Raw genomic sequence first — 22185 nt, forward strand, 5'->3', positions numbered from 1 at the left:
CATGCGCGTCTACATTCCCGCCCTCTTGTCCGACCTGTCCGTCCCGCTGCCGCCCGTGCGCGGCGGCGTGCTGTGCGTGCCCGACGGCGCGATGAGCGGCGAGGACGTCGAGGTTCTCGAAGACGACGCGATCACCGAGGCCGCCCTGTCCTGCCTGGAGCTGGCCCGCGAGAGTGCGGGGGCCGCGCCCGCGCGCCTCGTCCTGGCCGTCGACACGCCCACCTCGACGACGCTGACCCCCGGCGATCAGATCGAGCCCCACATTGTCGCCGCCCCCGCCTTCGAATACACGTGGTCGGACGTCGCCGCGATCCTCGCCGACCTGCCCGACGCCGCTCCGGCCGTGTCGGCCGTGCTGGAGGCTTCCACCCAGGAGGAGGCCGACGAGGCCGTGGCAGCCCTGTGGGAATCCTCCCTGGCGTGGTTCGACCGCTCCGAGCGGCCCGCCGTCCTGGCCATGCACAGGGGCTGAGATCTAGGCGCGCACGCGCAGGGTCGATCCTCCCTCCGCCAGTGGCCGCACCTGGATCTGGTCGGCGATCTGGGTCGCCATCTCTTCGACGTGCGAGATGACGCCCACCGTGCGCCCGGCGCAGCGCAGAGCCTGGAGCTGCTCCATGACGAGCGCGAGGGTGTGCGAGTCCAGCGAGCCGAAGCCCTCGTCGATAAACATCGTGCGCAGCTCGACCCCTCCCGCCTCGGCCGTCACGACGTCCGCCAGGCCCAGGGCCAGGGCCAGGGACGTGTAGAAGGTTTCCCCGCCCGAGAGCGTGCGGGGGCTGCGCACGGCATCCGTGTCGTGGTCGACGATCGCCAGGCCCAGGCCCGACTTACGCGAGGAGGTGCCGTCGTCGGAGACCGCCACGAGCTGGTAGCGGCCCGACGAGATGCGCTCCAGGCGCGGGTTTGCGGCCGCGAGCACGTCCTCCAGGCGGGTGATGAGCACCCACGCGGCCAGGGGAGTGGACGCCAGGTTCTCCGGGCCTGAGGCCGCCGCGATGTCCGCGAGGCGGCGGATGGGACCGGCCTGCTCCCTGGCGCGGGCGAGGGCGTCGAGCGCCTGCTCGAGGGACGTGCGGGCCGCGTCGAGCTGCGCGCAGTACTGCTCGAGGATGCCCGATGCCCGGGCGGCCGAAGCGGCGTCCTCATCGGCCCGGCGCGACGCCTCAGTGAGGGCCTCGACGTGGGGAGTGGGCGCCGATGCGGCGCGGGTCAGCCGCTCGGAGGCGAGGGCCTCGCGCGCCGCGAAGAGCGCCTTCTCGTGCTCGGCCACGCGCGTTTCGAGTGCCTCGAGACGGGGCAGGGGAAGCAGGAAGGAGCTCCAGGAGTCGGCCTGAAGCCCCTGTTCCTCAAGCGCGTGCGCCAGGGAGCGTTGCGCCTGCGCGTGCGCGGCGCGGGCGTTGTCCCAATCGGCGCAGGCCCCGGCCAGTGCCGCCGCCCGGTGTGCGTGCTCATCCAGGGCTGCAGCGCGCTCGGTGAGGGACGCGAATCCGGAGCGTTCGGCTTCCACGCGGGCGAGCGCGCCGCTCAGCGCTGATTCTCGTTCCTGGAGGGTGGAGGCCAGGGACGCGGCCTCCTCGCGGGCGCGAGTGAGAGCATCCGTGAGACCGTCGAGGCGTGAGCGCTCTTGCGCAAGGGCCGCCTCGATCTGGGTGATCTGCGGGGAGAGGGCCTCCAGCGTCGCCACGAGCTCGGCGGCACGATCGCGCTCGGTCTCGAGCGTCGGTGTGGGCGCGCCCGCCACCTCGTTGAGCTGGGCGATACGCCGCACGAGGTCCTGGTGGCGCGCCTGGGCGTCGCGCAGCGCGGCCTCCGCGCGGTCGCGCGCCTGGTCTAGTGCGGCGACCTGCTCGCGCGTGATCTCCCCGTCCGCGGTCGGCGCGGGGGTGGGATGGGTGGTCGAGCCGCACACGGGGCAGGGTGTGTCTTCTTCGAGTTCGCGGGCGAGGGCCGAGGCGCTCTGGGCGATCCACAGGTCGTGGCCGTCCGCGGCCGCCGCGTTCGCGAGCTTCGCCGCCGCCGTGGCCTCGCGCAGCTCGTCCGACGCGCCGAGCAGGGCGGCGCGCAGCAAGTCGGCCTGCATGGAGGCGTCCAGGCGCTCGTTGATGGCTCGCAGCGCGGACGCCGCCTCAGGCAGCGTGTCTGCGTCCGCCCGCATGAGGCGCAGGGCCTGGGCCCCCTGCTCGATGCGCTGGGGCAGTTCCTCGCGCTCTGCCTCGATGGAGGCGATGCGCGCCGACGCCTGCTCGCGCTCGGCACGCAGCGACTCGATGCCTGCGCGTGCCTCGGGCAGCGAGCGCTCGAGGGCCAGGGCCTCCTGAAGAGAGCCGCGCGTGCGCGTCGCCTCGTCGCGCATCTCCTGCGCCCGCTCGCCGAGATCGGTCACGGCCTGGGGCGTCAGGCAGGCCGGGTCGATGGAGAGCTGGTCCCCGAGGGCGGGGGACAGGGCCGCGACCTGGTCTCCGGCGGCCTCCAGGCGAGCCGAGGCCTCGGCCTCGGCCGCGTCGAGGGGCGCCACGGCCAGGGCCCGGCGGGCCTGGCGCGCGAGCTCCCGGTCGGACGCAATCGACTCCTGCGCAGTGGTCAGCTCAGTGAGCGTCGCGCTCACACGCGCGTGCTCCGCCTGCGCCTCTGCCAGGGCGCGGCCCTGTGCCAGGGCGCCCGCGGCCTCGCGAGCGGATGCCGTCGCGGCCTCGGCGAGGCGCACTGTCTGCGCGTGCGCCTCGTGTGCACGCTCGCACGCGCGGCGCGTCCACGAAGTCACGGCGCTGGAATCCTCCGCGCCCGCGTCCAGCCCGGCCTCCTCCTCGGCGGCGGCAGCCACGCCGTCGGCCTCATCCGTGGCTGCGTCATCGCCAAAGGCCGCGTCCAGCGAGCGCACCCGCTCGAAGGCGCCGAGCGCTCTCGTGCGCCGCTCCTCGATGCCACGCTTCGACGAGGCGGCCGCATCGGTCAGCGCCTTGGTGAAGTCGGAGTAGATCTGCGTGTCGAAAATGTCGCGCAGGATCTGCTCGCGCGCATCCGAGGTGGCAGTGAGGAATTGGGAGAACTTTCCCTGCGGCAGCACGATGGTCTGGAGGAACTGGTCCTTGTCCAGGCCCACGATCACGGGGATCTCGTAGCCCACGTCGCGTGGCCCCGACGCGACCGCCTCGATGGTGCGCCAGCCGTCCGGAGCGTCCGGATCTTCCACGACCCGCGCGAGCGTCGACTTCGAGTTACGCTGCGACTTCTTACCCGCCGGCGTGTACGCGGGTGTGCGCGTCACCCGGTAGATGCCCGTGGCGACCTCGAACACGAGATCCACTTCGGAGGGGTCTGAATCCGAGATGTGGTTGGAGCGCAGGCGGTCCTTCGACGCGTCCTTTGTGCGCGCCACGTCCCCGTACAGGGCGAAGGTAATCGCGTCGATGAGCGTGGACTTGCCCGCGCCCGTGGGCCCTTCCAGTAGGAAGAGCCCAGAGTCCTCAAACGACGAGAAATCGACCGTGTGTGCACCGGCGAAGGGGCCGATGCCCACAATACGTAGCCACCGAATCTTCACTGCATGTCCTTTCCTCGAAGCCCGGCCCACACATCCTGGGCGAGCTCGCGCTCCCGCTCCGACAGGGGCCGCCCGCCCACGGCCTCGTAAAACTCCTCCGTGACCTCGCGCGGATCCCTCGAGGGGCGCACCGCCCGCGTGGGCTGAAGCGAGGGGGCCCGGGCGGGGCGGTGCACGACGACCAGGGCGTGCGGGTAGGCCTCCCGGATGCGCGCCACCATACGCTCTGGGCGCGCGTCGTCCGTGACCGTGATCGACACGTACGAGGCCGTGGTGGCCTGGTCGGGATCGGTGAGCAGCTCATCCATGGTCCCCTCGAGCACCGCGATGCCCCGAAGCGTCGGGATGGGCACCACCTCGATGCCGGTCACCGAGGTGGCGTCCGTGGTCACGAGGGTGACGGACTTGGTGGCCCCGGCCTCGGAGAACGAGTACGCGATGGGGGAGCCCGCGTAGCGGATCGGGACGCACGCCCCTGACACATCCTGTGGGCGGTGCAGGTGCCCGGCCGCCACGTAGTCCAGGCCGTGGGTCAGGGGGGCGGCGCCCCCGAGCGTGTCGAACAGGTCGGCTGACACGGAGGGGACGCCGCCCACCTGGATGTCGCGTTCGGAGTCCGAGGGCTGCGCGCCCGTGATGAAGGCGTGCGGCATCGCGATGGCCGGGCGCTGGTCGCCCGCGCCGCGCCGCGCCTCCAGGTCCTGACGCAGCCTGCGCAAGGCGGCCGCCAGGACCGCCTGATGGGAACGGGGCAGGGGAGCGGGCAGAGCGGATTCCCCCTGCGCAGGCAGGTCCGACAGCGCCTGACGCACGAGGTCGGGCTCCAGGTAGGGCATCGGATACACGAGGGCGCCCCCGGCCTCGACGGGCGTGCCGATCGCCTCCGGATCCGTCACCACGTGCAGAGAAGGAGCCAGCATGTCGGCGAAAAGCCCCAGGCGCGCCGCCCCATCGTGGTTCCCCGACGTCAGGATGACCGTCGTGAGCGCGGTCAGCTCGCGCAGGGCGCGGCGCATCCGCGCGAGCGCATCAACGGGCGGAACCGCGCGGTCGAACACGTCGCCCGAGATGAGCACGGCATCCACGCCGCGCTCACGCACCAGGGCGACCAGCCACTCGATGAACGCGTCCGCGCTGTCGCCCAAAGACGCGCCGTGCAGCGTGCGCCCCAGGTGCCAGTCGGAAGTGTGCAGAATCAACATGCTCCCAGTGTGGCAGAGGGCGCCCACATCTGCGTCCGTCACACACGCTTAGAGGGCGGACACCTTCTGCATGCGCGCAGGTAATCGATAGCATGGAGCCATGACCAAGCCCTTCCTCATGCTGACCTCCCGCGACGACGGCCCGGTCCTGGCCGCGGAGAGCGCCGACCTGCCACGCTTCTCGGGACTGAGCCCCGACCAGGTGCGACAGGTGCGCATGGAGAGGGAGCTGCCCGACCTGGACCTGTCCGAGTACTCGGGCGCCTTCGTGTGCGGGTCGCCGTGGGACGCGAACGCCGACGACCACCTGAAGGACGAACGTCAGGTGCGCGCCGAGGCCTGGCTGCGTTCCTTCTACGACCGGGCGCTGGGCGAATCCTTCCCGATCCTGGGCCTGTGCTACGGGCTGGGCACCCTCACCCTGCACCTGGGCGGCGTCATTGACACCCACCACGGCGAGGAAATCAGCGGCATCGCTCTGACAAAGACTGACGCGGGTCGCGACGACCCGCTCCTGGAGGGCACTCCCGACCGCTTCCACTCCTACGTCGGCCACCACGAGGCCGTGCGCGAGCTAGCCCCCGGCATGCAGGTTCTCCTGGCAGGCGATGACACCCCGATCCAGATGGTGCGCGTGGGCGAGGCCGCGTGGGCGACCCAGTTCCACCCCGAGATGGACTTGGGCGGCGTCAACGTGCGCATCGACCAGTACGCGGGACGCTACTACCCGGCCGACAAGGCCGAGGCCATCCGCGCCCAGGTCGCGACCGTGGACACGGATCACTCGCGCGTCATCCTGCGCAACTTCGTGCGCCGCTTCCAGCGCTGAGCGCCCGCGCGCCTGACGCGCGGGCGACCGGCCCATGCCCGGCTCTAGCGGGCTGGTGGCATCTGTCCGCGGCGGCGCGCCTTCTCCTTGGAGACCAGGAGAATCGTAAAGAAACAGACGGTGGCAAGCTCAGCGCCCACGGCAACGTTCCGCGGCATGTTGTAGGGGTCGGGGCGGACTCCGTGGTCCGTGATGTCACCGACGATGACCGCCGCGGTGGACACGAGCGCGGCACCCATCACCACCCACTCGCAGGCCCGAAGGGCCCGTCGTGCGCCAGGGATTTGACGCGAATAGCCAGGGGCCATGGAAGCGAGGAGCAACGCGCTCTCGGCGACCGTGTAATCAATCAGGCGGTTGTCCCTCCCGACAAAGGTGCCGCCAATCGAATAGACGACCGCGCCGATCAACAGCGCGAAGAAGAAGTAGCGAAGGACCTTGTCGACCCGCGAAAGCCCCGCGGTGTTGCCGATAAGGTTCTGCTCAATGGTGGACATAGCGGTCACGACCTCTTGAATCAAAATAGCGACCATCGCTATTCCTCAATTATCCGCGCAGGGGGGGCTCTGTCAAGGACTTTCGACACGCACTATTCTCAGCGGGCGGCCTTGCTGGCGGCCTCCGCTGTCGCCACGGCCTCCAGCAGCCTGCGCACCGACGCCACGCGGGAGGCACGCTCGGAGCGCACCCGATCCGCATTGCCGTCCCCGGCCTCGTCAATCGCGAAGGGCCCGGTCGCGCGCGCGTAAGTGTCAAGCGCGCACGAGGGCTCCTCCTCGCCGTGCGAACACAGCGGCAGGCACCAGGCGGCGGCCTCCGCGATGTCTGGGAAGACCCCGAGCACGTCGGCGACGCTCACGTGCCCCAGGCCGAAGGATCGCACGCCGGGAGTATCCACGATCCAGCCGCCCTCATCCAGCTCGAAGGCCTCCGAGGACGTGGAGGTGTGGCGTCCGCGCCCCGTCACCTCGTTGACGTGCCCCGTCGCCCGGCCCGCGCCCGGCACCAGCAGGTTGATGAGCGTGGACTTTCCGACCCCCGAATGCCCGACCAGCACCGACCAGTGGCCGGCCAGGAGGGCCCGCAGTTCGGCGACTCCTGGGTCGGCCTCCCCGGCCTCGGCGCTGGTGAGCACGACGCGCACGTCGAAGTCCTGGTAGGCGGCGATCAGCTGGTCCGCGCTGGCCAGGTCCGCCTTGGTCAGTACCAGGACAGGATCGAGGCCCGCCTCGTAGGCGGCGACCAGGCAGCGGTCGATCATGCCGGTGCGCGGGGGCGGATCCGCCAGCGCCACGACGATGCACATCATGTCCGCGTTCGCGACGATCGCCTTCTCGCCGCGCTGATCCGGCGCGTCCTCGAGGGAGCGGCGCAGCACCGAGGAGTGTTCCTCGACGGCGACGATGCGCGCGAGCGTGTCGGGGCGCCCGGACAGGTCGCCGGTGAGGCGCACGCGGTCGCCCATGATGACGGAGCCGCGCCCCAGCTCGCGCGCACGGACTGCCACGACGCGGGTGCCGTTTTCCTCCAGGCTCACCTGGTAGCGGCCGCGGTCGATGCCGATGATGCGGCCCAGCGGCTTGGAGGACCAGTCCGGCCGGTCCTTCGTGCGCGGGCGCGAGCCCTTGCCGGCGCGCACGCGCACGCGCGGGTCGTCGGTTCCGGTGTCGCGCCGGGCCATCACTGCTCCTCCTCGATCGGCGAGGCCGGGGTGGCCAACGTGGTCCTGTGATCATCGGCGTGTGCCTGGCCCTCGGAGCTTCCCCCAGCGTCAATGCTTCCCTGGCCGTCATCGCCCACGAGCGAGGCCCACATGGCCTCGAAGGTGGGCAGCGTCTTGGAGGTGCACGCGATGTCGTCAACCGTGATTGCGGGGGTGACGAGGCCCAGGATCGCGCCGAAGGTCGCCATGCGGTGATCCGCGTAGGAGCAGATCTGCGCGGCGTGGAGCGGGCGCGGCGTGATGATCAGGCCGTCCTCGGTCTCCTCGGCCTGCCCGCCTGCGCGGTTGAGCTCTGCGGCCAGGGCCGCCAGGCGGTCCGTCTCGTGTCCGCGCAGGTGCGCGATCCCGCTCAGGTGCGACGGGCTCGAGGCGTAGGCGCAGATCGCGGCCAGGGTGGGGGTGAGCTCGCCGACCTCGGCCATGGTCGCCTTGATGCCCGGGTAGTTGCCGGCGCCCGGACCGGAGAGGGTTAGGCCCTCCTCGTCCAGGGTGATGGTCGCGCCCATGTGTCCCAGCAGCGCCCGCCAGGCATCTCCCGCCTGCGTCGTCGCCCCCGGCCACGCCGGAATCCGCACGCGCCCGCCCGTCACCATCGCGGCGGCCAGGAAGGGGCCGGCGTTGGACAGGTCCGGCTCGACGGTGATGTCGCCGCCGCGGGGACGCGACGGGAAGACGTGCCAGGTCGAGAGATCCGCGCGGCCCTCGTCCACGACCTCCAGGTCGATGCCAGCACCCGCCAGGGACTCGAGCGTCATCTCCACATGCGGCATCGACGGGACGGCGCCCGGAGCCGACACGAAGAGGGGATCGCCCACGAGGGGAGAGACGAGCAGCAACGCGGAGAGGAACTGCGAGGAGGACGAGGAGTCCACCCACGCCTGCGCGCCCAGCGGCGTGCGGATCGGGCCTCGGATCGTGAAAGGCAGGTGCCCGCGCTCACCGTGATAGGTGACGGTCGCGCCCATGCGCACCAGCGCGTCCAGGAGCGGGCCGAGCGGGCGCGCGTAGGCCTGCTCGTCCCCGTCGAAGAGGGTCTCCTCGGGGGACAGTGCCGCCAGGGGCGGCAGGAAACGCATGACGGTGCCGGCCAGGCCGCACTCGATGCGACCGCCACGCGGCGGAAGTTCCATCGGGGTGACGCGCAGGATGCCCGCGCCCCCGTCTTCGATGCGCGCGCCCATCACCTCCAGGGCGGCCGCAAAGAGTCGCGTATCGCGCGCGTCCAGGGCACCGCGAATAACGGAAGGGGAATCGGCGACGGCCGCCAGGTACAGGGCGCGCGCCGTGATCGACTTCGAGCCCGGCACCTCGACCGTGGCATCCACGGGGGAAGCGGCCAGGGGCGCGGGCCAGGGGGCGCTCACGAAGCGGCGCCGGTCAAACGCTCCGCGACGGCGGCCTCGGCCGCAGCGATCGCGCGGCGCTGATCGCGGCGCATTGCGCGAGCCACGAGAGCCGACGGCTGGCCGACGCGGTCCGTCGACGCGAGGAGGACGCCGGCAGCCAGGCCTACCTTGTTGAGCGTGCGGTAGCGGCGGCGCTTGATCTGCTCCTTGGACAGGCCGTCCGTCGTGCCCGGCAGGGGAGCGCTGACGAGCGCCATGGGCGCGCCGATCGCGGCCAGGGTCAGGGCTGCGACGCGGGGCCTGCGGCCCAGCGCGAAACGCAGGCCTGCGACGACGCTCACCGCGCCGGTCACGCGGGTCGCCAGGGCCAGCTGCTCATCCGTCAGCGGCTCCAGGCCAACAGCGTCGGTCGCCTTATCGATGAGGGGACGAACCCCCGCGGCGCGCTCCACGTGGACACGCGGATGCGTGAGGGCATCCACCCCATCGGCGATGAACGGGGCGGCGAGCAGGGGACGGGCAACAACGCGCAGCAGATTCATACCCCTATTGTTCGATACCTTTGCCCCCGGGGGAAGCCGAACTGCCCCGTCCCTCCCAAACAACGGGCCAAAAGTGGTGCAACGCACACTTATTGTGGTTGTGGAATAAAGTGGCGTGTGAGGCGTTGCCCTCAGTATGAGTGTTCGTCCGTCCCATCTTTTCGCGCTGCCCCCGCGCGCGACTACCCTGGGATGCGATGGACACGACAACCCCCCAACCGGCGGCGCAGGCGCCCGAGCCTGCCCCGGCCTCGTCGACCCCGGCCTCGTCGACCCCAGACGACGCTGCGCTGCAGGCGCGCTTCATGGACGAAGCGATGCCCCTCATGAACCAGTTGTTCGGCGCGGCCCTGGGCATGACCCGCAACCGAGCCGACGCGGAAGACCTGGTCCAGGAGACCTACCTCAAGGCCTACCAGAAGTTCCACCAGTACAAGCCCGGCACCAACATCAAAGCCTGGCTCTACCGGATCCTCACCAACACCTACATCACCAGCTACCGCAAGGCGCAGCGATCCCCCAAGCGTGCCTCCACCGACACCATCGAGGATTGGCAACTTGCCGACGCCGCCTCCCACGCGGAGGTTGGCCTGAAATCCGCCGAAGTCGAAGCCCTCGAGTCGCTGCCCTCCACGCAGCTACGCGAGGCCCTCGATTCGCTCTCAGAGGAACACCGGATGGTTGTCCTCATGGCTGACGTTGAGGGAATGAGCTACAAGGAAATCGCCGAAGAACTAGGAGTTCCCATGGGGACCGTCATGAGCCGACTGAACCGGGCGCGCAAGAACCTGCGCTCCGCGCTGGCCGACGTCGCCGCGGAATACGGGATCGGAGGAACCAAGTGAACACGCGCGTCACCTGCCAGGACGTCCTGGACGCCCTGTACGAACTGATCGACTGCGAGGAGTGTGACCGCCGCAGCGGCCTCATCGACGCCGGGTCCGTGCCCGGGCCGAACGCCCGCGCCCGAGCCCTCATGATCCAGCACGTCGCCACCTGCCCGCACTGCGCCGACGCCCTCGACGCCGAACGCCACGTCCGTGCCCTCATGCGCGGCTGCTACGAGTCCGAGCAAGCCTCGGATGCGCTGCGCGCTCGCGTCGCTGCCTCCATCATGAGTGTGTCGCTCACCTGGCGCTGATCGCGGCCTCGCGCGTGTTCGCTCCCTGCGCTCGTCGCCGAGGCCGGGGGACGCCTCCCGTTTTTCGGTGACCTTCGTCGCCGCGGTGGCGTTGTGCCTTGGTGGTTTGGGTCAATGTGTGCAAAAATGCTTCAGTCTAGACAACAAACCCAAGGAGAATGACATGTCGAAGCGGGGTCGTAAGCGTCGCGATCGTCGTAAGAACGGCGCGAACCACGGCAAGCGTCCTAACGCCTGAGCCGATTTCGTTGCGCGCCCGGACCGAGCGGTCCGGGCGCGTTTTGTATCCGCTGGTGGCAGCAACCAGCCGCAGCGGTGCGGGGTGCACGCCTGGTGTGTGGGATTCTGCCGGGGTGTCGGGTGAATACTTGCGGGGCAGTGGAGACGTCGAGGGGAATCCCGGGCATCGGACGGTGAGCGTTTCCACGAGGGGCGCTACATCTGGCTGATGTGTGCCCACCCGCGGGCCCAAGTCGTGAAGTGCGTGACGGGCCGAGGTGGGGTTTCATTGCGCTGCATCTGCATAGGAACGGCGCATCCGGATAGGAACGGCGCATCCGGATAGGTTATTAACCTATCCGCGTGTTCGTATCCTATCCGGATGTTGCTTACCTATCCGCGTGTTCGTAACCTATCCGGATGTTGCTTACCTATCCGCGTGTTCGTAACCTATCCGGATGTTGGTTACCTATCCGCGTGATAGCGTCCGATGGGTGTGATCCGTGAGAAGACGTGAGGTCAGTTGATTTTCCGCATGCGAGACGGCGTGAGCCTGGCGGTTGGTGGACTCGTGGCCTCGCATCTGGATAGGAACGGCGCATCCGGATAGGTTATTAACCTATCCGCGTGTTCGTAACCTATCCGGATGTTGCTTACCTATCCGCGTGTTCGTAACCTATCCGGATGTTGGTTACCTATCCGCGTGATAGCGTCCGATGGGTGTGATCCGTGAGAAGACGTGAGGTCAGTTGATTTTCCGCATGCGAGACGGCGTGAGCCTGGCGGTTGGTAGACTCGTGGCTGGGCGTGTTTAATTGTCTGTGTATCCGTCTTTTGTTTGAAAGGATTGATGCATGATGAATGATGATGATGTTGTTGTGGCTCGCGCTAGTGGGCGTGAGACGGTGGAGGAGCTTCGTCGCTCGGGGGCGTTGGATGCGTTGTTTGAGCGTCTTGATGCTGGCGAGGTCGAGATGACGGGTAGCGAGGGCTTGTTGCCGGCGTTGCTTAAGGAGGCGTTGGAGCGCGGGTTGGCCGCGGAGCTGACCGAGCACTTGGGGTATGAGAAGGGCCAGGCCAGTGGGCAGGCTCGCTCGAACACGAGGAACGGCACGACGAAGAAGACCGTGATGTCGGAGGTGGGTGCCTTCGAGATCGAGGTTCCCCGGGACCGGGCGGGCTCGTTCACCCCGCGCCTGGTGCGTAAAGGACAGCGGCGCCTTGATGGTTTGGATTCGATGATTATCAGCTTGTATGCCGGGGGGATGACGGTACGCGATATCCGCCATCACCTGGCCTCCACCCTGGGCGTGGAGGTCAGCGCTGGGACGATTTCTACGATCACTGACGCGGTGTGCGAGGCCGTCTTGGAGTGGCAGCACCGCCCCTTAGAAGCGTTCTACCCGGTGATCTACCTGGATGCGATCCGCATCAAAGTCCGATGCGATCACAGGGTGGAGAACCGGGCCGCTCACCTGGCGGTCGGAGTGGACATGGAGGGGGTCAAGCACGTGCTGGGCATCTGGGTCCAAGCCGATGAAGGCGCCTCCTTTTGGGCCCACGTGTGCGCCGAGCTGGCCAACCGAGGCCTACGCGATGTCCTGATCGTGTGCTGCGACGGACTTACTGGCCTGCCTGAAGCCATCGAAGCGACCTGGCCCCAGTCCATGGTCCAAACCTGCGTCGTTCACTTAATCCGCGCCTCCATGCGTTTCGTGTCCTACAAGGACCGCAAGAGCGTCGCCGCGGCTCTCAAGGCCGTGTACAGCGCGCCCAACGAGGAAACCGCCCGAGGGGCGCTGGAGGACTTCGCGGCCAGCGACCTGGGAGCGCGCTACCCCCAAACGGTTGCCACCTGGCAGCGCGCCTGGCAGCGCTTCACGCCGTTCTTGGCGTTCCCGCCCATGCTGCGCCGCGTCGTGTACACCACCAACGCTATCGAGTCCTTGAACTACCAGCTACGCAAAATCACCAAGAACCGCGGGCATTTCCCCAGCGAAGAAGCCGCCGTCAAACTCTTGTGGCTCGCCATCTGCAACATCGAAGACAAAAGAGCCGCCCAGCGCCTCACAGACGCTGGCAAACCCCCCAACAAACGAACAGGACACACCCGCCTCATCGAAGGACACACCACCACCAACTGGAAACAAGCCCTCGCCCAACTCACCACCGCCTACCCCGACCGAATCACCCCCTACCTCTAACCCCCATACACAGAAAAATTGACAGGCTCTCGTGGCTTCGCATCTGGATAGGAACAGCGCATCCGGATAGGAACGGCGCATCTGGATAGGAACGGCGCATCTGGATAGGAACAGCGCATCCGGATAGGAACGGCGCATCTGGATAGGAACGGCGCATCTGGATAGGAACGGCGCATCCGGATAGGTTATTAACCTATCCGCGTGTTCGTAACCTATCCGGATGTTGGTTACCTACCCGCGTGGTGGTGTCCTATGCGTCGGGTCCATGAGTAGAAGCGCCGCAGAGGGCCATCGCAACGTTGTGTAGGTAGCTTCCACAGGAGACGGCATTCTGGCGTGGGGTTGATCGGTCCCAGGGTTCGGCTCAACCTGATACGCAGCTGTTCCCAATCATCGTAGTCCGGCCAGCTGACTCGAAGAACCCTCCATCCCGCATCTCGCAGGTTCTCATCGCGCAATACCCAGTCGCGCTTGGCTTGTTCGAGCTCGGCGCGAGTTTCTCCGAGTTTTGCAACTCCATCGAATTCAATGATGAGGTGCAGGTCTTCAATGAGGATATCGATGTAGTAGTGGTGGCCGCGTACCCCAATATGCACCTGCGTTTTGGCTGCGAAGGGGCAGATGGATCGTACCAGCCAGAGAAGCGCAGCTTCAGCAGGGTTGGTGCAGCCTGGATCGATGGCTTTGAGGATCGCGCGAGCACGTCGGTAGCCGCGAACGTGGCCAGCTCGGTCGAGGCGAGCAAGCAGCTCGGCGCGGATCTGTTCAGCTCGCTGGCGGCCCTCATCCTGATGGAACATTGAGAATTGACTCCATGCGTTGAGTGCCATGCACCCAAGGACGAAGGACTCTAACGGCTCCTCATGAAGCGCGCATTGGACGAGAGCATCGTAGGGATGTTCCGTGATCAGGCCGTCGATCCTGCTCCGTTCTTGCGACAGAGGAGGAAATTGAGAGCATGAAACAGACGTAGGCGGAACCGTCGTGGAGCCGACGCTACACGAAGGCAGAGAAGAGGTACACCTCCGGTGTTCGCGGTAGATGGTGACAGGAGGGTTTTGGGACCACCCGTGGATCCCCAGGAGTCTCAAGCAGCTTTGCCCGACAAAGATCGGGGAGTGCTCGTGGGAATTGTTGACGGCATGCATGCGCGCGCGGGTAACGGCATCCCATACCTCCCAGGGGTCGGCATTGGTTGAATCGAGGGGTAAAACTGCGCAGACGCCACGCATGATGTGAACCGTTGTTGATGTCGACTGATTGCGAGGTAGGTCTGCTGGAGGGGCGATGATGATGGAAGTCTGTGTCATAGACGAAGTTTCCTACCATCAGCAGCGGCTAGGAAAGTGCTAGGCGAAGGCCTGTGGACACGTCCGACACGGGATATTGCCCTGTGGATAACTGTGCTTGAGGATGTGGATCGGAACTGCCCTTGTGGATAGGGGCCGCGCAACCGGATGTTGGTTACCTATCCGCGTTATAGCCCCGGTGGGTGGGATCCGTGAGAAGACGTGAGGCCAGTTGATTTTCTGCATGCGAGACGGCGTGAGCCTGGCGGTTGGTGGACTCGTGGCCTCGCATCTGGATAGGAACGGCGCATCCGGATAGGAACGGCGCATCTGGATAGGTTATTAACCTATCCGCGTGTTCGTAACCTATCCGGATGTTCGTTACCTATCCGGATGTTGGGACGGGGTGTGGCCCGTGGTGTTGCATCTGGATAGGTTCGGCGTATCTGGATAGGAACCGCGTATCCGGATAGGTTATTAAGCTATCCGGATGCTGGTTACCTATCCGCGTGATGGCCGAATCTGCTGGGTCTGGGAACAGTATGGACGCCAGTGGATTCTCTGCTCGGGAGGCGACGCGGCTGCCGGCGGGAAAGGTGAATGCGTCCTATCCTGGTGTGTGCTGGCGCGCCGGTGCGTCCCGCGCGCAGACACTGGTTCGTCGAGACGAAAGAGGCCGTCATGTCCCTTCAGATGCGCCTTGTGCACGTTGGCTTGGGGCTGCTCCCTCCGCTGCTGCATAGCGAGGAAGTGACGGAGCAGATGGCACGTCATGCGCCGCAGCCGAGCCCCATGCCCGCGCGCATGCGCTCCCGATTCACAGCGACCATCGACGCAGGAGTGACCCGCGTGTTCCCGAAGCGGGGCCAGCGCGCGGGCGGCGCGCTCATCTATCTGCACGGCGGAGCCTACGTGTACCCGATGGTCGCCGGGCAGTGGGGCGTCGTCGAGGGCCTCATCGACCGAACCGGCCTGCCCGTCATCATCCCTGACTACCCGATTGCTCCCGCGCACACTGCGACCGACGCGTTCGACGTCGTCCAGCCCATCATCGACGAGGCCCAGGCTGAGTTCGGCCGCATCATCCTCTTCGGCGACTCGGCGGGAGGCGGACTGGCCCTCTCCCTCGCGATGCAGCGACGCGACGCGGGTGTGCGGCAGGTGGACGGCCTCGTCCTGTACGCCCCGTGGGTGGACGTGACCATGACGAATCCGCGCATCGAGGAGGTGCAGCGCCGCGACCGGGTTCTGCGCGTGCCCGGGGTGGCGTGGGCGGGCCGCGCGTGGGCCGCAGACCTGGATCCGACGGATCCGCGCGTCAGCCCCCTGTACGGAGATCCGGCGGGCCTGCCGCCGATACGCGTCTTCCAGGGCGACGCGGACATACTCGGCCCCGACGCGATCGAGTTCGCCCACAAGGCCGATCGCGCCGGGGTGGACGTGCGTCTACGCGTGGAGCCGGGCGGTTTTCACGTGTATGTCCTCGGTGTTCCCACCATTCCCGAGGCCGAGGCCGCCCTCGACCGCAGCGCTCGCTTCATCTCGTGGATCCTCACCCAGGGCTGATCTGTGTTTCACGCGGCGTTTCACGACCTCGCCGATGAAGGACGAGGCCTGCGCGGGGCAGCGCCCGCCAGCGCGGGGCGAGTGTCGGTCAGTGTGCGGGGGCAGCGCCCGCCAGTACGCCCACACGGGGACAGCGCCCGCCAGCGCGGGGGAGTGTCGGTCAGTGTGCGGGGGAAGGTCCGCCAGCACGCCCGCGCACCTCAGGACAGTCGCACGTCCTCCAAGACCATGCTGTGCATGTACACGTCGATGGTGAGGGGAGTCTTGTCCGGGTTGAGGACGCACGCCTGGTAGAGCGGCTGCATGATTCCTGACAGCCGGGAAATGTCTCGGCTTTGCGTCCTGATGGAGAAGGTGTGGCGGGTGCCGTCCTCGAAACGCATGTGGAAGTGATTGTTGAAACTGGTGTCGTCGCGCGGAATCCGGGACCTGCTCACGATGTCTTGGTCATAGCTGCAGGAGGTGACCGTGCGCGTCTGCGACCCATCGAACAGGTCCCAGGCGGCGGGAACCAGGTAAAAGAAAGTGGGCGCCGCGATCATGAGAACGCCGACCGTGGCCCAGCCCATGGAGTCTCGTTTTTTACTGTAGGCGCGGCGGTCGCCGGATTGTTTCGCGGTGCGCAGGTCTCCCAGGGACGCGACGATCGCGACGATCCCGCCGACCACGATGACGAGCCCGACACAGCACAGGAGGATGATGCTTGTGAGCATGCCGGTGCCGTAGGCGTCCATGTTGGACATGATGACGTAGATGGCGGCGAACGCCGCCGGGATCGCAATAAAGGAGTACGAGGCGAGACGCCGGAGGGCACCGCGCTTGGGAGCCCCCGAGGGCGCCCCCGGAACCGAACTGGCGCCCGGCAGGGAACCGGCGCCCGGCAGGGAACCGGCGCCCGGCACCGAACCGGCGCCCGGCACCGAACCGGCACCCGGCACCGAACCGGCGCCCGGCACCGAACCGGCGCCCGGCAGGGAACCGGCACCCGGCAGGGAACCGGCGCCCGGCAGGGAACCGGCGCCCGACAGGGAACCGGCGCCCGACACAGAACCGGCCCCCGGCACCGAACCGCCAGGCGGGCCGGGGATGGGAGGCTGGGAGGGAACGTTGCGGTAGGGATACTGGGAACTCATGCGGATCCTTTGACGGGGTACAGTCGTGTTGGCGGGCGCGTCGTCAGTCGAGGCGCGCGGTCAGGATGGTCCAGGAGTGGGGCATGATCTCCAGCGTCATGCCGGTGGTGCCGGGGTTGGTCACGCAGGCCTCGTAGAGCACGTCGTAGACTGCCTGGCTGCTAGCAGTTTCGTTGTCCCGGGGGTGCAGGCGCATGTCCTGCACGCGGGTGGAGCCGTCGGCGAGCTGCATCGTGATCTCGTAGACCTCGTAGTTGATGACGCGGCTCCGTCCGCGGCTGCCGGTGCGCTGCTGCCTCTGGGCGACCGTGTTCGTGCAGCTGGTGACGGTCACGTTGCGTGAGCCGTCGGTGGCGTCGCGCACGAGGGGAGTGAGGTAGGCGATGCTGGACGCTCCGAAGGCGAGGCTGATGGCGACGCGGCCCGCCACCTTCCACAGGCGACGGCGCGGGATGGCTTTGTCGACCCCGCGTTCTCGGGCCTCGCGCGCGTCGCGGATCATGACGGGGATCGCCAGGGGGACGGTCAGGCAGGTGGCGAGGACACCGACGTTCATGGCGACGCCCGTCAGAAAGTGGAGCGGCCCGTAGTCCGCGTCCATGTACATGGAGACGGCGACGATGATGAGCGGAAAGAACGTGAAGGCCCGGATCAGGTAGTGGTGCTCGATGAGATCCCGGTAATCCTCCTTCGTGGGCGGGTAGGAGGGTTCCTTGTCGGGCTGGGGAACGCTTTCGGGCTGGGGAACGCTCGTGTTAGTCACCGGTGTGTCCTTCGGGCGTGGTATCGACGAGGCGATGGCCGGCTCGCGCGGGCACGCGGGCTCGCGTCGGCCTGGTCGCCGTGTGCCTTGCCAGGATAGACCCGTGTGCCCACGGGGTAGTCACCGTGTCCACGCACTGGCGGCCCGGTGTTGACGGGGCGTCGGTGTCGCGTGACAAACCTCCGTGCGGCGTTGCGGGCGGGGCTTGGCGGCGCCTAGTTGTTGAGCCGGGCATCCGCGATGACCCAGGTGTGAGTGTAGTAATCCACGGTCATGGACGCGGTTCCCGACCGCAGATGACACGCACGATAGAGGACACCGACCGCGCCGCCCTCATGCTCGATATCCTCTGCGCTGTCCATCTCGATGGTCGTCGTGTGGACGGTCCCGTCGTCGAAGGTCATGGTGAATTCGTTTTCGTACACGGTTGTGCTCCCGCTGCGGTAGCCCGATTTCTCCATCGAGTACTGGTCGAAGGTGCACGACGTCACCGTGAATGGCTGTGGCCCGTCGGCGAGGTCGAGGGCGGCGGACACCCCGTTGGACAGAGCGAAGTACCCGAGCAGCAGCCCCACAATGCCAACCACGACGAGTCCGGGCCGTCGTGAGACGGCGTCAGTCTCGTTGCCCTGCGCCCTGGATGCGCGCATGCGGCGCAGCACGATGACCGCGAGGGCGATGCACCCGAGCACAGCGATGAGAAGCACGCCGCTCTTGATGAGCGTCCACTGCAGCACTTCCGGGCCGACGGTGAAGGACTCGCCGATCATGTACACGAACGTGGCGATGAGGATGCCCAGCGTCGCCAGGATGCCCCACAGCCAGAAGTGTCCCTTGGGCTCTTTCTTCGGCTCGCGCGGCGCGCCGGTCGGGGATGCGCCCGGGTAGGAGCTTGCCATCGTCGAGGCCTGGGTGCGGCGCGCTTGCCCGTTGGGGCCTCCCTGCCCGCCCGCGCTCGGGGCGGTTGGGTCTGCCTCCCATGCGCCCCGGTTGCTCGTGATCGGTGGTTGGGGGACGCCGCTGGAGGGCGCGTCCTCGCGCGGAGACCACGGGTCGGGCGCCTGGGCGGGGGAGCGGCGTGCGGAGGCAGACCGGTCGAAGGCAGACGGATACGGGTTCTGGTTGCTCATGGTGGACCTGAGGGGAGGGGGAACGAGGCTGGGGCGAGTTCGTTCGTGTGTCAGTTCAGGCGGGCGTCGACGATGATCCAGCTGTGCTCGTAGACGTCCAGGGTCATGGACGCGTTGCCCGATTGCACTTTGCAGGCTTGGTAGAGCACCTCGTAGGTGCCGCCCATGGTCTGGATGGTCGTGGGCTGGTTTGTCTCGATGGTTGTCGTATGCAGCGTCCCGTCGGCGAGGATCATCGTGAAGTAGTTGTCGTACACGGTGCGCCCGCCTCCGCGTCGACGTGACTTTCGATGTGAGCCCTGCTCGTAGGTGCACGAGGTGACGGTGACGGTGTGGTGGCCTTCGACGAGGTCTTGGGCAGCCGGGACGCCGTAGGTGACGGAGAAGTAGCCGCTGAGGGGGAGGATGATGATGGCGAAGAACAGGGCGCGAACGCGCATGCGGCTGGTTGCGATGTCGCCGGCGGCCTTGGCTCGCCGCAATTCGCGGAAGGAGCGGGGGATGCTGACCAGGCACCCGATGGCGACGATGAGCCCGAGCCCGCTGGCCGCGGCCGTCCAGGTGAGTCGTTCCGTGCCGAAGTCGTATGAGCCTCCCACCACGGCGTAGATGACGATGGCCAGGACGGCCAGGACCGTGAGGATGGTCGTCGCGAGGGAACGCTTCTTCTGTTGGGTGGGGGCAGTGGCCTCTTCGTCGGGCGAGGGTTCGGGTTGGGCGTACCCGTAGGAGGCGTCGCCCGCGGGCGTCTGGTTCTGCGGGTACTGGTAGCCGGCGTGCGGGTTGTGCTGGCCCTGATACGCGCCGCCGTAGCCGTCGGGTGACGCGGCGCCGGGTGCCTGGTAGGGCTGCCCGTACTGCGGGTACTGGTATCCGGGGGCCTGCTGGGAGTCGGCGCCCTGGTTGGAGGGGTAGTTGTACTGGGAGGGACCGACGGGGGGAATCTGTCCGGGGCCGGAGGGGTTCTGCGGGGAGTTGAACTGGTTGGGGTTGCTCATGTGGGGACCTATGCTGTGAGGGGTGTGTGGCGAGGCTTGGGCTAGGAGGGTGCGCCCGCCGTGGTGGGCAGGCGCGCGGTGAGTGTCCAGCTGGCAGCCTGGGTGTCTGTGTCTACACTACCGCCCACGCTCGTCGCGAGGGCGCGGATCTCACCCATGTGTCGCGCGCCCAGGACGGGGGCGCGATCTGTGAGCGCGCTGATGGTGAGGGTGAGGGCTTCCTCCGTCGCCGAGCCGGTGACGGTGAGCGAGGCGTTCTTGTCGAGTTCGGCGATGTGGGAGAAAGCCAGGTAGAGGATTTCCGCGCCGATGGCGTCCCTGTATACGCTCAACGGCGCGTACTCGTTGAAGAGGTTGATGATGGTGAAACCGGATTGCTGAGCGTAGGTGATGGCTCCGTCGATGCTCGCGAAGTCGCTGGGCGGCTGGGGGTGGGTGGGAGGCATGGCTGTGGTGGCCCGGGGGAGTGTGGGTGTTGCGGGTGGCGTGGCGAGGTGGGCGGGTACCTCCGGGGAGGGGCGCCCGGCTGCGTGCCGCGGCGGGGTCTTCCAATCCCTGTACAGGAATCGGATGCCGGCAAAAGTAGCGACCACGATGAAGACAATCAGATAGGAGGCCGCTGCGGTGACGACGCTCGGCGACCATGAGCCAGGTGAGAAGAAAGAGCCTAGGACGATATTGAGGGACAAGAACGCGATGATGAGTGCAAAGACGAGGAGCTGCTCGCGCGCGGTGGCTTTCTGCTTGTTCATGTGCCGCTCATTCCACTCGCGTCGACGAGGACCCGGCTGTGGCGATAGACGTCCACGCTGAGGGGCGCGGAGCCGGATCGCCTCTCGCACGCGGGAATGAGTCCCACCGACAAGGCGATGCGCGTTTTCGTGCGCCCGCGAGGGGACGTTTTCTGGGGTTGGGTGGTCATGATCTCCTGTTGCGGGTGTTCGGGCGGAGGTGGGCGAGGCCTGGGCTAGGAGGGCGCACCCGCCGCGGTGGGCAGACGCGCGGTGAGTGTCCAAGTGCCGACTTGTGCGTCGGCGTCCACACTACCGCCCAGGCTCGCTGCGAGCGCCTGAATCTCATCGATGGGACGTGCCTCAAGGACGGGGGCATATGCGGTGAGCGCGCTGATGCTGAGCGAGCATTCCGATGGAGTGGATGATCCGGAGACGGTGATGGATGCGGTCTCGTCCAGCGCGCTGATGTGGGAGAGGACCGCCTCAACGATGCGTGCTCCGAGCGCTTCAATGTCGTCGGGCAGTGCGACATCGGGGATGAACAGGTTGATGACGAGGCAACCGGACCGCTGGGCGCGCGTGATGGCGCCCGCGATGGTCGCCTCGTCGCTGGTGCGCGTTGGCGTGCCCGTGAGGCGGCTGCGAGCCTGGCCCAGCCAGGAGGCCGCGCCTTCCTGAGAGGAGGGGTGCTGCGCGGAGCCCTCCCCGGCCTCGTGCTCGGAGTTCTCGGGTGGGCGCTCTGGGCGTTCCCCGGCGGACGGGGGAGTAGGGGTGGCGGAGCGTTCCTGAGCGCCGTTGTCGGACGTTGAGGAGACGTGGCGTGCCGCGTAGTACGTGGCGATGAGGATGATGCCTGTGGGGGCGAACCTGATGAGGGTGGGGATGGGCCCGGGGATGTCCAGGTCGGACACGAGGGATATGACGACGAAGCAAAGGAGGAAGAGCCCTCCCATGATTCCCAGGGTCCTCATCTGCTGGGGGCTCAGGCCGCCCGGATCGTTGTTGCTCATCTCGTCGCCTCCTCCGTCACGCGGTGTCTAGTCGACCCACATGTCGACGATGATCCAGCGGTGCTCGTAGACCTCCGGCGTCATCTCGAAGTCGTTGTCGACGTGACGGAGAATTCTATCAGTGATGTTCCGCGACGAGGAGTCACGAACGACGCGCGCGCCGGCGATGCGCACAGGGCAGGCGCGGCGTGCTCACATGTCCGTGGGGGTCGCGCCCGTCCACTCGTACCAGCCCTGATGCTGGACGATCCACGCCATGAGGGCGTAGCCGGCCTGGCCTGGCAGGGTTTGCCCGTCCGCGCCGCGCGCCATGGAGGCCGCCATGTCCTCGAACCACTGGTCGTGGGCGACCAGCGGCGTGTAGCAGTCGACGAAGGGGATGCCTCGGCGCGCGCACACTTCGGAGCACGAGGAGGCCAGCGCCTTCAGGGACCCGGAGTCGACGCCGGCCAGGGGCGGGGGACCCACCACGAAGCTGGGGATGCCCAGCGACGTGGCCCGGTCCGTGATGTTGGCGAGGTTCAGGCGCGAGCGAGCCGTCGAAATGCCCGCTGCGACGTCGCCGGGGCCCACGCCGATGACGAGGCCGTGGGGCTCTCCGTCGGCCAGGCGCGGCAGGACCTCCGCCTCCCATCGCGCGGCCATCTGCTTCGTTGTCTCCGAGGGGACGGCGAGGGTGAGGAACGTGGCGGGCAGATCGAACGTGGAGTGGGCGTTGACGCGGCCCACCCAGCCCAGGCCTCGGGGGTCGCCGACGCCGGCGACGAGGTCGTCGCCGATAAAGCAGATGCGCATGGTGGTCCTTTCCGGAT

General features: G+C 67.5%; 22 protein-coding genes. 8 read left to right on the plus strand and 14 right to left on the minus strand.

Annotated elements, in window-relative coordinates; all coding sequences use genetic code 11:
• Position 1: 1 nt before the first annotated feature.
• Positions 2-472, plus strand: a complete 471-nt coding sequence (locus QU663_RS03190; RefSeq protein ID WP_021610892.1) for a hypothetical protein — start codon at positions 2-4, stop codon at positions 470-472.
• 3 nt (positions 473-475) lie between these two features.
• On the opposite strand, the gene QU663_RS03195 is transcribed toward QU663_RS03190, so the two are convergent.
• A complete protein-coding gene (locus QU663_RS03195) occupies positions 476-3544 on the minus strand; it encodes an SMC family ATPase (RefSeq protein WP_304990672.1) in 3069 nt (1022 codons plus the stop codon).
• Entirely contained in the window at positions 3541-4746 is a 1206-nt protein-coding gene (locus QU663_RS03200) for an exonuclease SbcCD subunit D C-terminal domain-containing protein (protein ID WP_021612154.1), read from the minus strand. Before QU663_RS03200 ends, QU663_RS03195 begins: the two co-directional genes overlap by 4 nt.
• Positions 4747-4846: 100 nt before the next feature.
• On the opposite strand from QU663_RS03200, the gene QU663_RS03205 reads away from it, so the two are divergent.
• On the plus strand, positions 4847-5575 hold the full coding sequence (locus QU663_RS03205; protein ID WP_021612153.1) for a gamma-glutamyl-gamma-aminobutyrate hydrolase family protein: 729 nt from the start codon (positions 4847-4849) through the stop codon (positions 5573-5575).
• A 44-nt stretch (positions 5576-5619) separates the two neighbouring features.
• On the opposite strand, the gene QU663_RS03210 is transcribed toward QU663_RS03205, so the two are convergent.
• From QU663_RS03210 to QU663_RS03225, 4 genes are all read right to left on the minus strand, one after another.
• Positions 5620-6108: a hypothetical protein gene (locus QU663_RS03210; protein ID WP_021612152.1), complete on the minus strand. Its 489-nt coding sequence runs from the start codon at positions 6106-6108 to the stop codon at positions 5620-5622.
• A gap of 62 nt (positions 6109-6170) precedes the next feature.
• Positions 6171-7256 (minus strand): ribosome small subunit-dependent GTPase A, encoded by a 1086-nt coding sequence (gene rsgA / locus QU663_RS03215; RefSeq protein WP_021612151.1) that lies wholly within the window; start codon positions 7254-7256, stop codon positions 6171-6173.
• On the minus strand, positions 7256-8662 hold the full coding sequence (gene aroA / locus QU663_RS03220) for a 3-phosphoshikimate 1-carboxyvinyltransferase (protein ID WP_021612150.1): 1407 nt from the start codon (positions 8660-8662) through the stop codon (positions 7256-7258). The genes rsgA and aroA overlap by 1 nt, the downstream gene beginning before the upstream one ends.
• A complete protein-coding gene (locus QU663_RS03225; protein WP_021612149.1) occupies positions 8659-9186 on the minus strand; it encodes a DoxX family membrane protein in 528 nt (175 codons plus the stop codon). Before QU663_RS03225 ends, aroA begins: the two co-directional genes overlap by 4 nt.
• A 197-nt stretch (positions 9187-9383) precedes the next feature.
• Here QU663_RS03225 and QU663_RS03230 point away from each other — a divergent pair, with 197 nt between their 5' ends.
• The 6 genes from QU663_RS03230 (at position 9384) to QU663_RS03250 (ending at position 15605) form a co-directional block, all read left to right on the plus strand.
• Entirely contained in the window at positions 9384-10031 is a 648-nt protein-coding gene (locus QU663_RS03230) for a sigma-70 family RNA polymerase sigma factor (RefSeq protein ID WP_021612148.1), read from the plus strand.
• Positions 10028-10327, plus strand: a complete 300-nt coding sequence (locus tag QU663_RS03235) for a mycothiol system anti-sigma-R factor (RefSeq protein ID WP_021612147.1) — start codon at positions 10028-10030, stop codon at positions 10325-10327. The genes QU663_RS03230 and QU663_RS03235 overlap by 4 nt, the downstream gene beginning before the upstream one ends.
• Positions 10328-10490: 163 nt before the next feature.
• Complete coding sequence (locus tag QU663_RS10610) at positions 10491-10565, plus strand: 50S ribosomal protein bL37 (protein WP_370465157.1); 75 nt, start codon at positions 10491-10493, stop codon at positions 10563-10565.
• 835 nt (positions 10566-11400) lie between these two features.
• Positions 11401-12750 (plus strand): IS256 family transposase, encoded by a 1350-nt coding sequence (locus QU663_RS03240; protein WP_304990534.1) that lies wholly within the window; start codon positions 11401-11403, stop codon positions 12748-12750.
• Between the two features lie 476 nt (positions 12751-13226).
• Positions 13227-13553, plus strand: a complete 327-nt coding sequence (locus QU663_RS03245; protein WP_034480548.1) for a hypothetical protein — start codon at positions 13227-13229, stop codon at positions 13551-13553.
• A 1167-nt stretch (positions 13554-14720) separates the two neighbouring features.
• Positions 14721-15605 carry an alpha/beta hydrolase gene (locus QU663_RS03250; protein WP_034480550.1) on the plus strand — a complete coding sequence of 295 codons (885 nt, stop codon included), beginning with the start codon at positions 14721-14723 and terminating at the stop codon, positions 15603-15605.
• Between the two features lie 200 nt (positions 15606-15805).
• On the opposite strand, the gene QU663_RS03255 is transcribed toward QU663_RS03250, so the two are convergent.
• The 8 genes from QU663_RS03255 to QU663_RS03290 all read right to left on the minus strand — a co-directional run bounded on the left by QU663_RS03255 (position 15806) and on the right by QU663_RS03290 (position 22168).
• Positions 15806-16738 carry a hypothetical protein gene (locus tag QU663_RS03255; protein WP_304990673.1) on the minus strand — a complete coding sequence of 311 codons (933 nt, stop codon included), beginning with the start codon at positions 16736-16738 and terminating at the stop codon, positions 15806-15808.
• A 43-nt stretch (positions 16739-16781) separates the two neighbouring features.
• On the minus strand, positions 16782-17501 hold the full coding sequence (locus tag QU663_RS03260) for a hypothetical protein (RefSeq protein WP_021611170.1): 720 nt from the start codon (positions 17499-17501) through the stop codon (positions 16782-16784).
• 215 nt (positions 17502-17716) lie between these two features.
• Positions 17717-18631, minus strand: coding sequence for a hypothetical protein (locus tag QU663_RS03265; RefSeq protein ID WP_034480555.1), 915 nt, complete (start codon positions 18629-18631; stop codon positions 17717-17719).
• Positions 18632-18681: 50 nt separating this feature from the next.
• Entirely contained in the window at positions 18682-19629 is a 948-nt protein-coding gene (locus tag QU663_RS03270) for a hypothetical protein (RefSeq protein WP_021611173.1), read from the minus strand.
• A 41-nt stretch (positions 19630-19670) separates the two neighbouring features.
• Positions 19671-20381, minus strand: a complete 711-nt coding sequence (locus tag QU663_RS03275; RefSeq protein ID WP_021611174.1) for a hypothetical protein — start codon at positions 20379-20381, stop codon at positions 19671-19673.
• Positions 20382-20596: 215 nt separating this feature from the next.
• Positions 20597-21373, minus strand: coding sequence for a hypothetical protein (locus QU663_RS03280; RefSeq protein ID WP_021611175.1), 777 nt, complete (start codon positions 21371-21373; stop codon positions 20597-20599).
• A 27-nt stretch (positions 21374-21400) separates the two neighbouring features.
• Positions 21401-21547 (minus strand): hypothetical protein, encoded by a 147-nt coding sequence (locus tag QU663_RS03285; protein ID WP_021611176.1) that lies wholly within the window; start codon positions 21545-21547, stop codon positions 21401-21403.
• A gap of 18 nt (positions 21548-21565) precedes the next feature.
• Positions 21566-22168 (minus strand): GDSL-type esterase/lipase family protein, encoded by a 603-nt coding sequence (locus QU663_RS03290; protein WP_021611177.1) that lies wholly within the window; start codon positions 22166-22168, stop codon positions 21566-21568.
• Positions 22169-22185: the final 17 nt, after the last annotated feature.

The organism is Schaalia sp. HMT-172 (assembly GCF_030644365.1).
Classification (GTDB): domain Bacteria; phylum Actinomycetota; class Actinomycetes; order Actinomycetales; family Actinomycetaceae; genus Pauljensenia.

Excerpts from the sequence above, each read along its gene's own strand:
- QU663_RS03190 (WP_021610892.1), top strand. The coding sequence starts at position 2 with ATGCGCGTCTACATTCCCGCCCTCTTGTCCGACCTGTCCGTCCCGCTG.
- QU663_RS03200 (WP_021612154.1), bottom strand. The coding sequence starts at position 4,746 with ATGTTGATTCTGCACACTTCCGACTGGCACCTGGGGCGCACGCTGCAC.
- QU663_RS03205 (WP_021612153.1), top strand. The coding sequence starts at position 4,847 with ATGACCAAGCCCTTCCTCATGCTGACCTCCCGCGACGACGGCCCGGTC.
- QU663_RS03210 (WP_021612152.1), bottom strand. The coding sequence starts at position 6,108 with ATGGTCGCTATTTTGATTCAAGAGGTCGTGACCGCTATGTCCACCATT.
- rsgA (WP_021612151.1), bottom strand. The coding sequence starts at position 7,256 with ATGGCCCGGCGCGACACCGGAACCGACGACCCGCGCGTGCGCGTGCGC.
- QU663_RS03225 (WP_021612149.1), bottom strand. The coding sequence starts at position 9,186 with ATGAATCTGCTGCGCGTTGTTGCCCGTCCCCTGCTCGCCGCCCCGTTC.
- QU663_RS03230 (WP_021612148.1), top strand. The coding sequence starts at position 9,384 with ATGGACACGACAACCCCCCAACCGGCGGCGCAGGCGCCCGAGCCTGCC.
- QU663_RS03240 (WP_304990534.1), top strand. The coding sequence starts at position 11,401 with ATGATGAATGATGATGATGTTGTTGTGGCTCGCGCTAGTGGGCGTGAG.
- QU663_RS03250 (WP_034480550.1), top strand. The coding sequence starts at position 14,721 with ATGTCCCTTCAGATGCGCCTTGTGCACGTTGGCTTGGGGCTGCTCCCT.
- QU663_RS03255 (WP_304990673.1), bottom strand. The coding sequence starts at position 16,738 with ATGAGTTCCCAGTATCCCTACCGCAACGTTCCCTCCCAGCCTCCCATC.
- QU663_RS03265 (WP_034480555.1), bottom strand. The coding sequence starts at position 18,631 with ATGAGCAACCAGAACCCGTATCCGTCTGCCTTCGACCGGTCTGCCTCC.
- QU663_RS03270 (WP_021611173.1), bottom strand. The coding sequence starts at position 19,629 with ATGAGCAACCCCAACCAGTTCAACTCCCCGCAGAACCCCTCCGGCCCC.
- QU663_RS03275 (WP_021611174.1), bottom strand. The coding sequence starts at position 20,381 with ATGAACAAGCAGAAAGCCACCGCGCGCGAGCAGCTCCTCGTCTTTGCA.
- QU663_RS03280 (WP_021611175.1), bottom strand. The coding sequence starts at position 21,373 with ATGAGCAACAACGATCCGGGCGGCCTGAGCCCCCAGCAGATGAGGACC.
- QU663_RS03290 (WP_021611177.1), bottom strand. The coding sequence starts at position 22,168 with ATGCGCATCTGCTTTATCGGCGACGACCTCGTCGCCGGCGTCGGCGAC.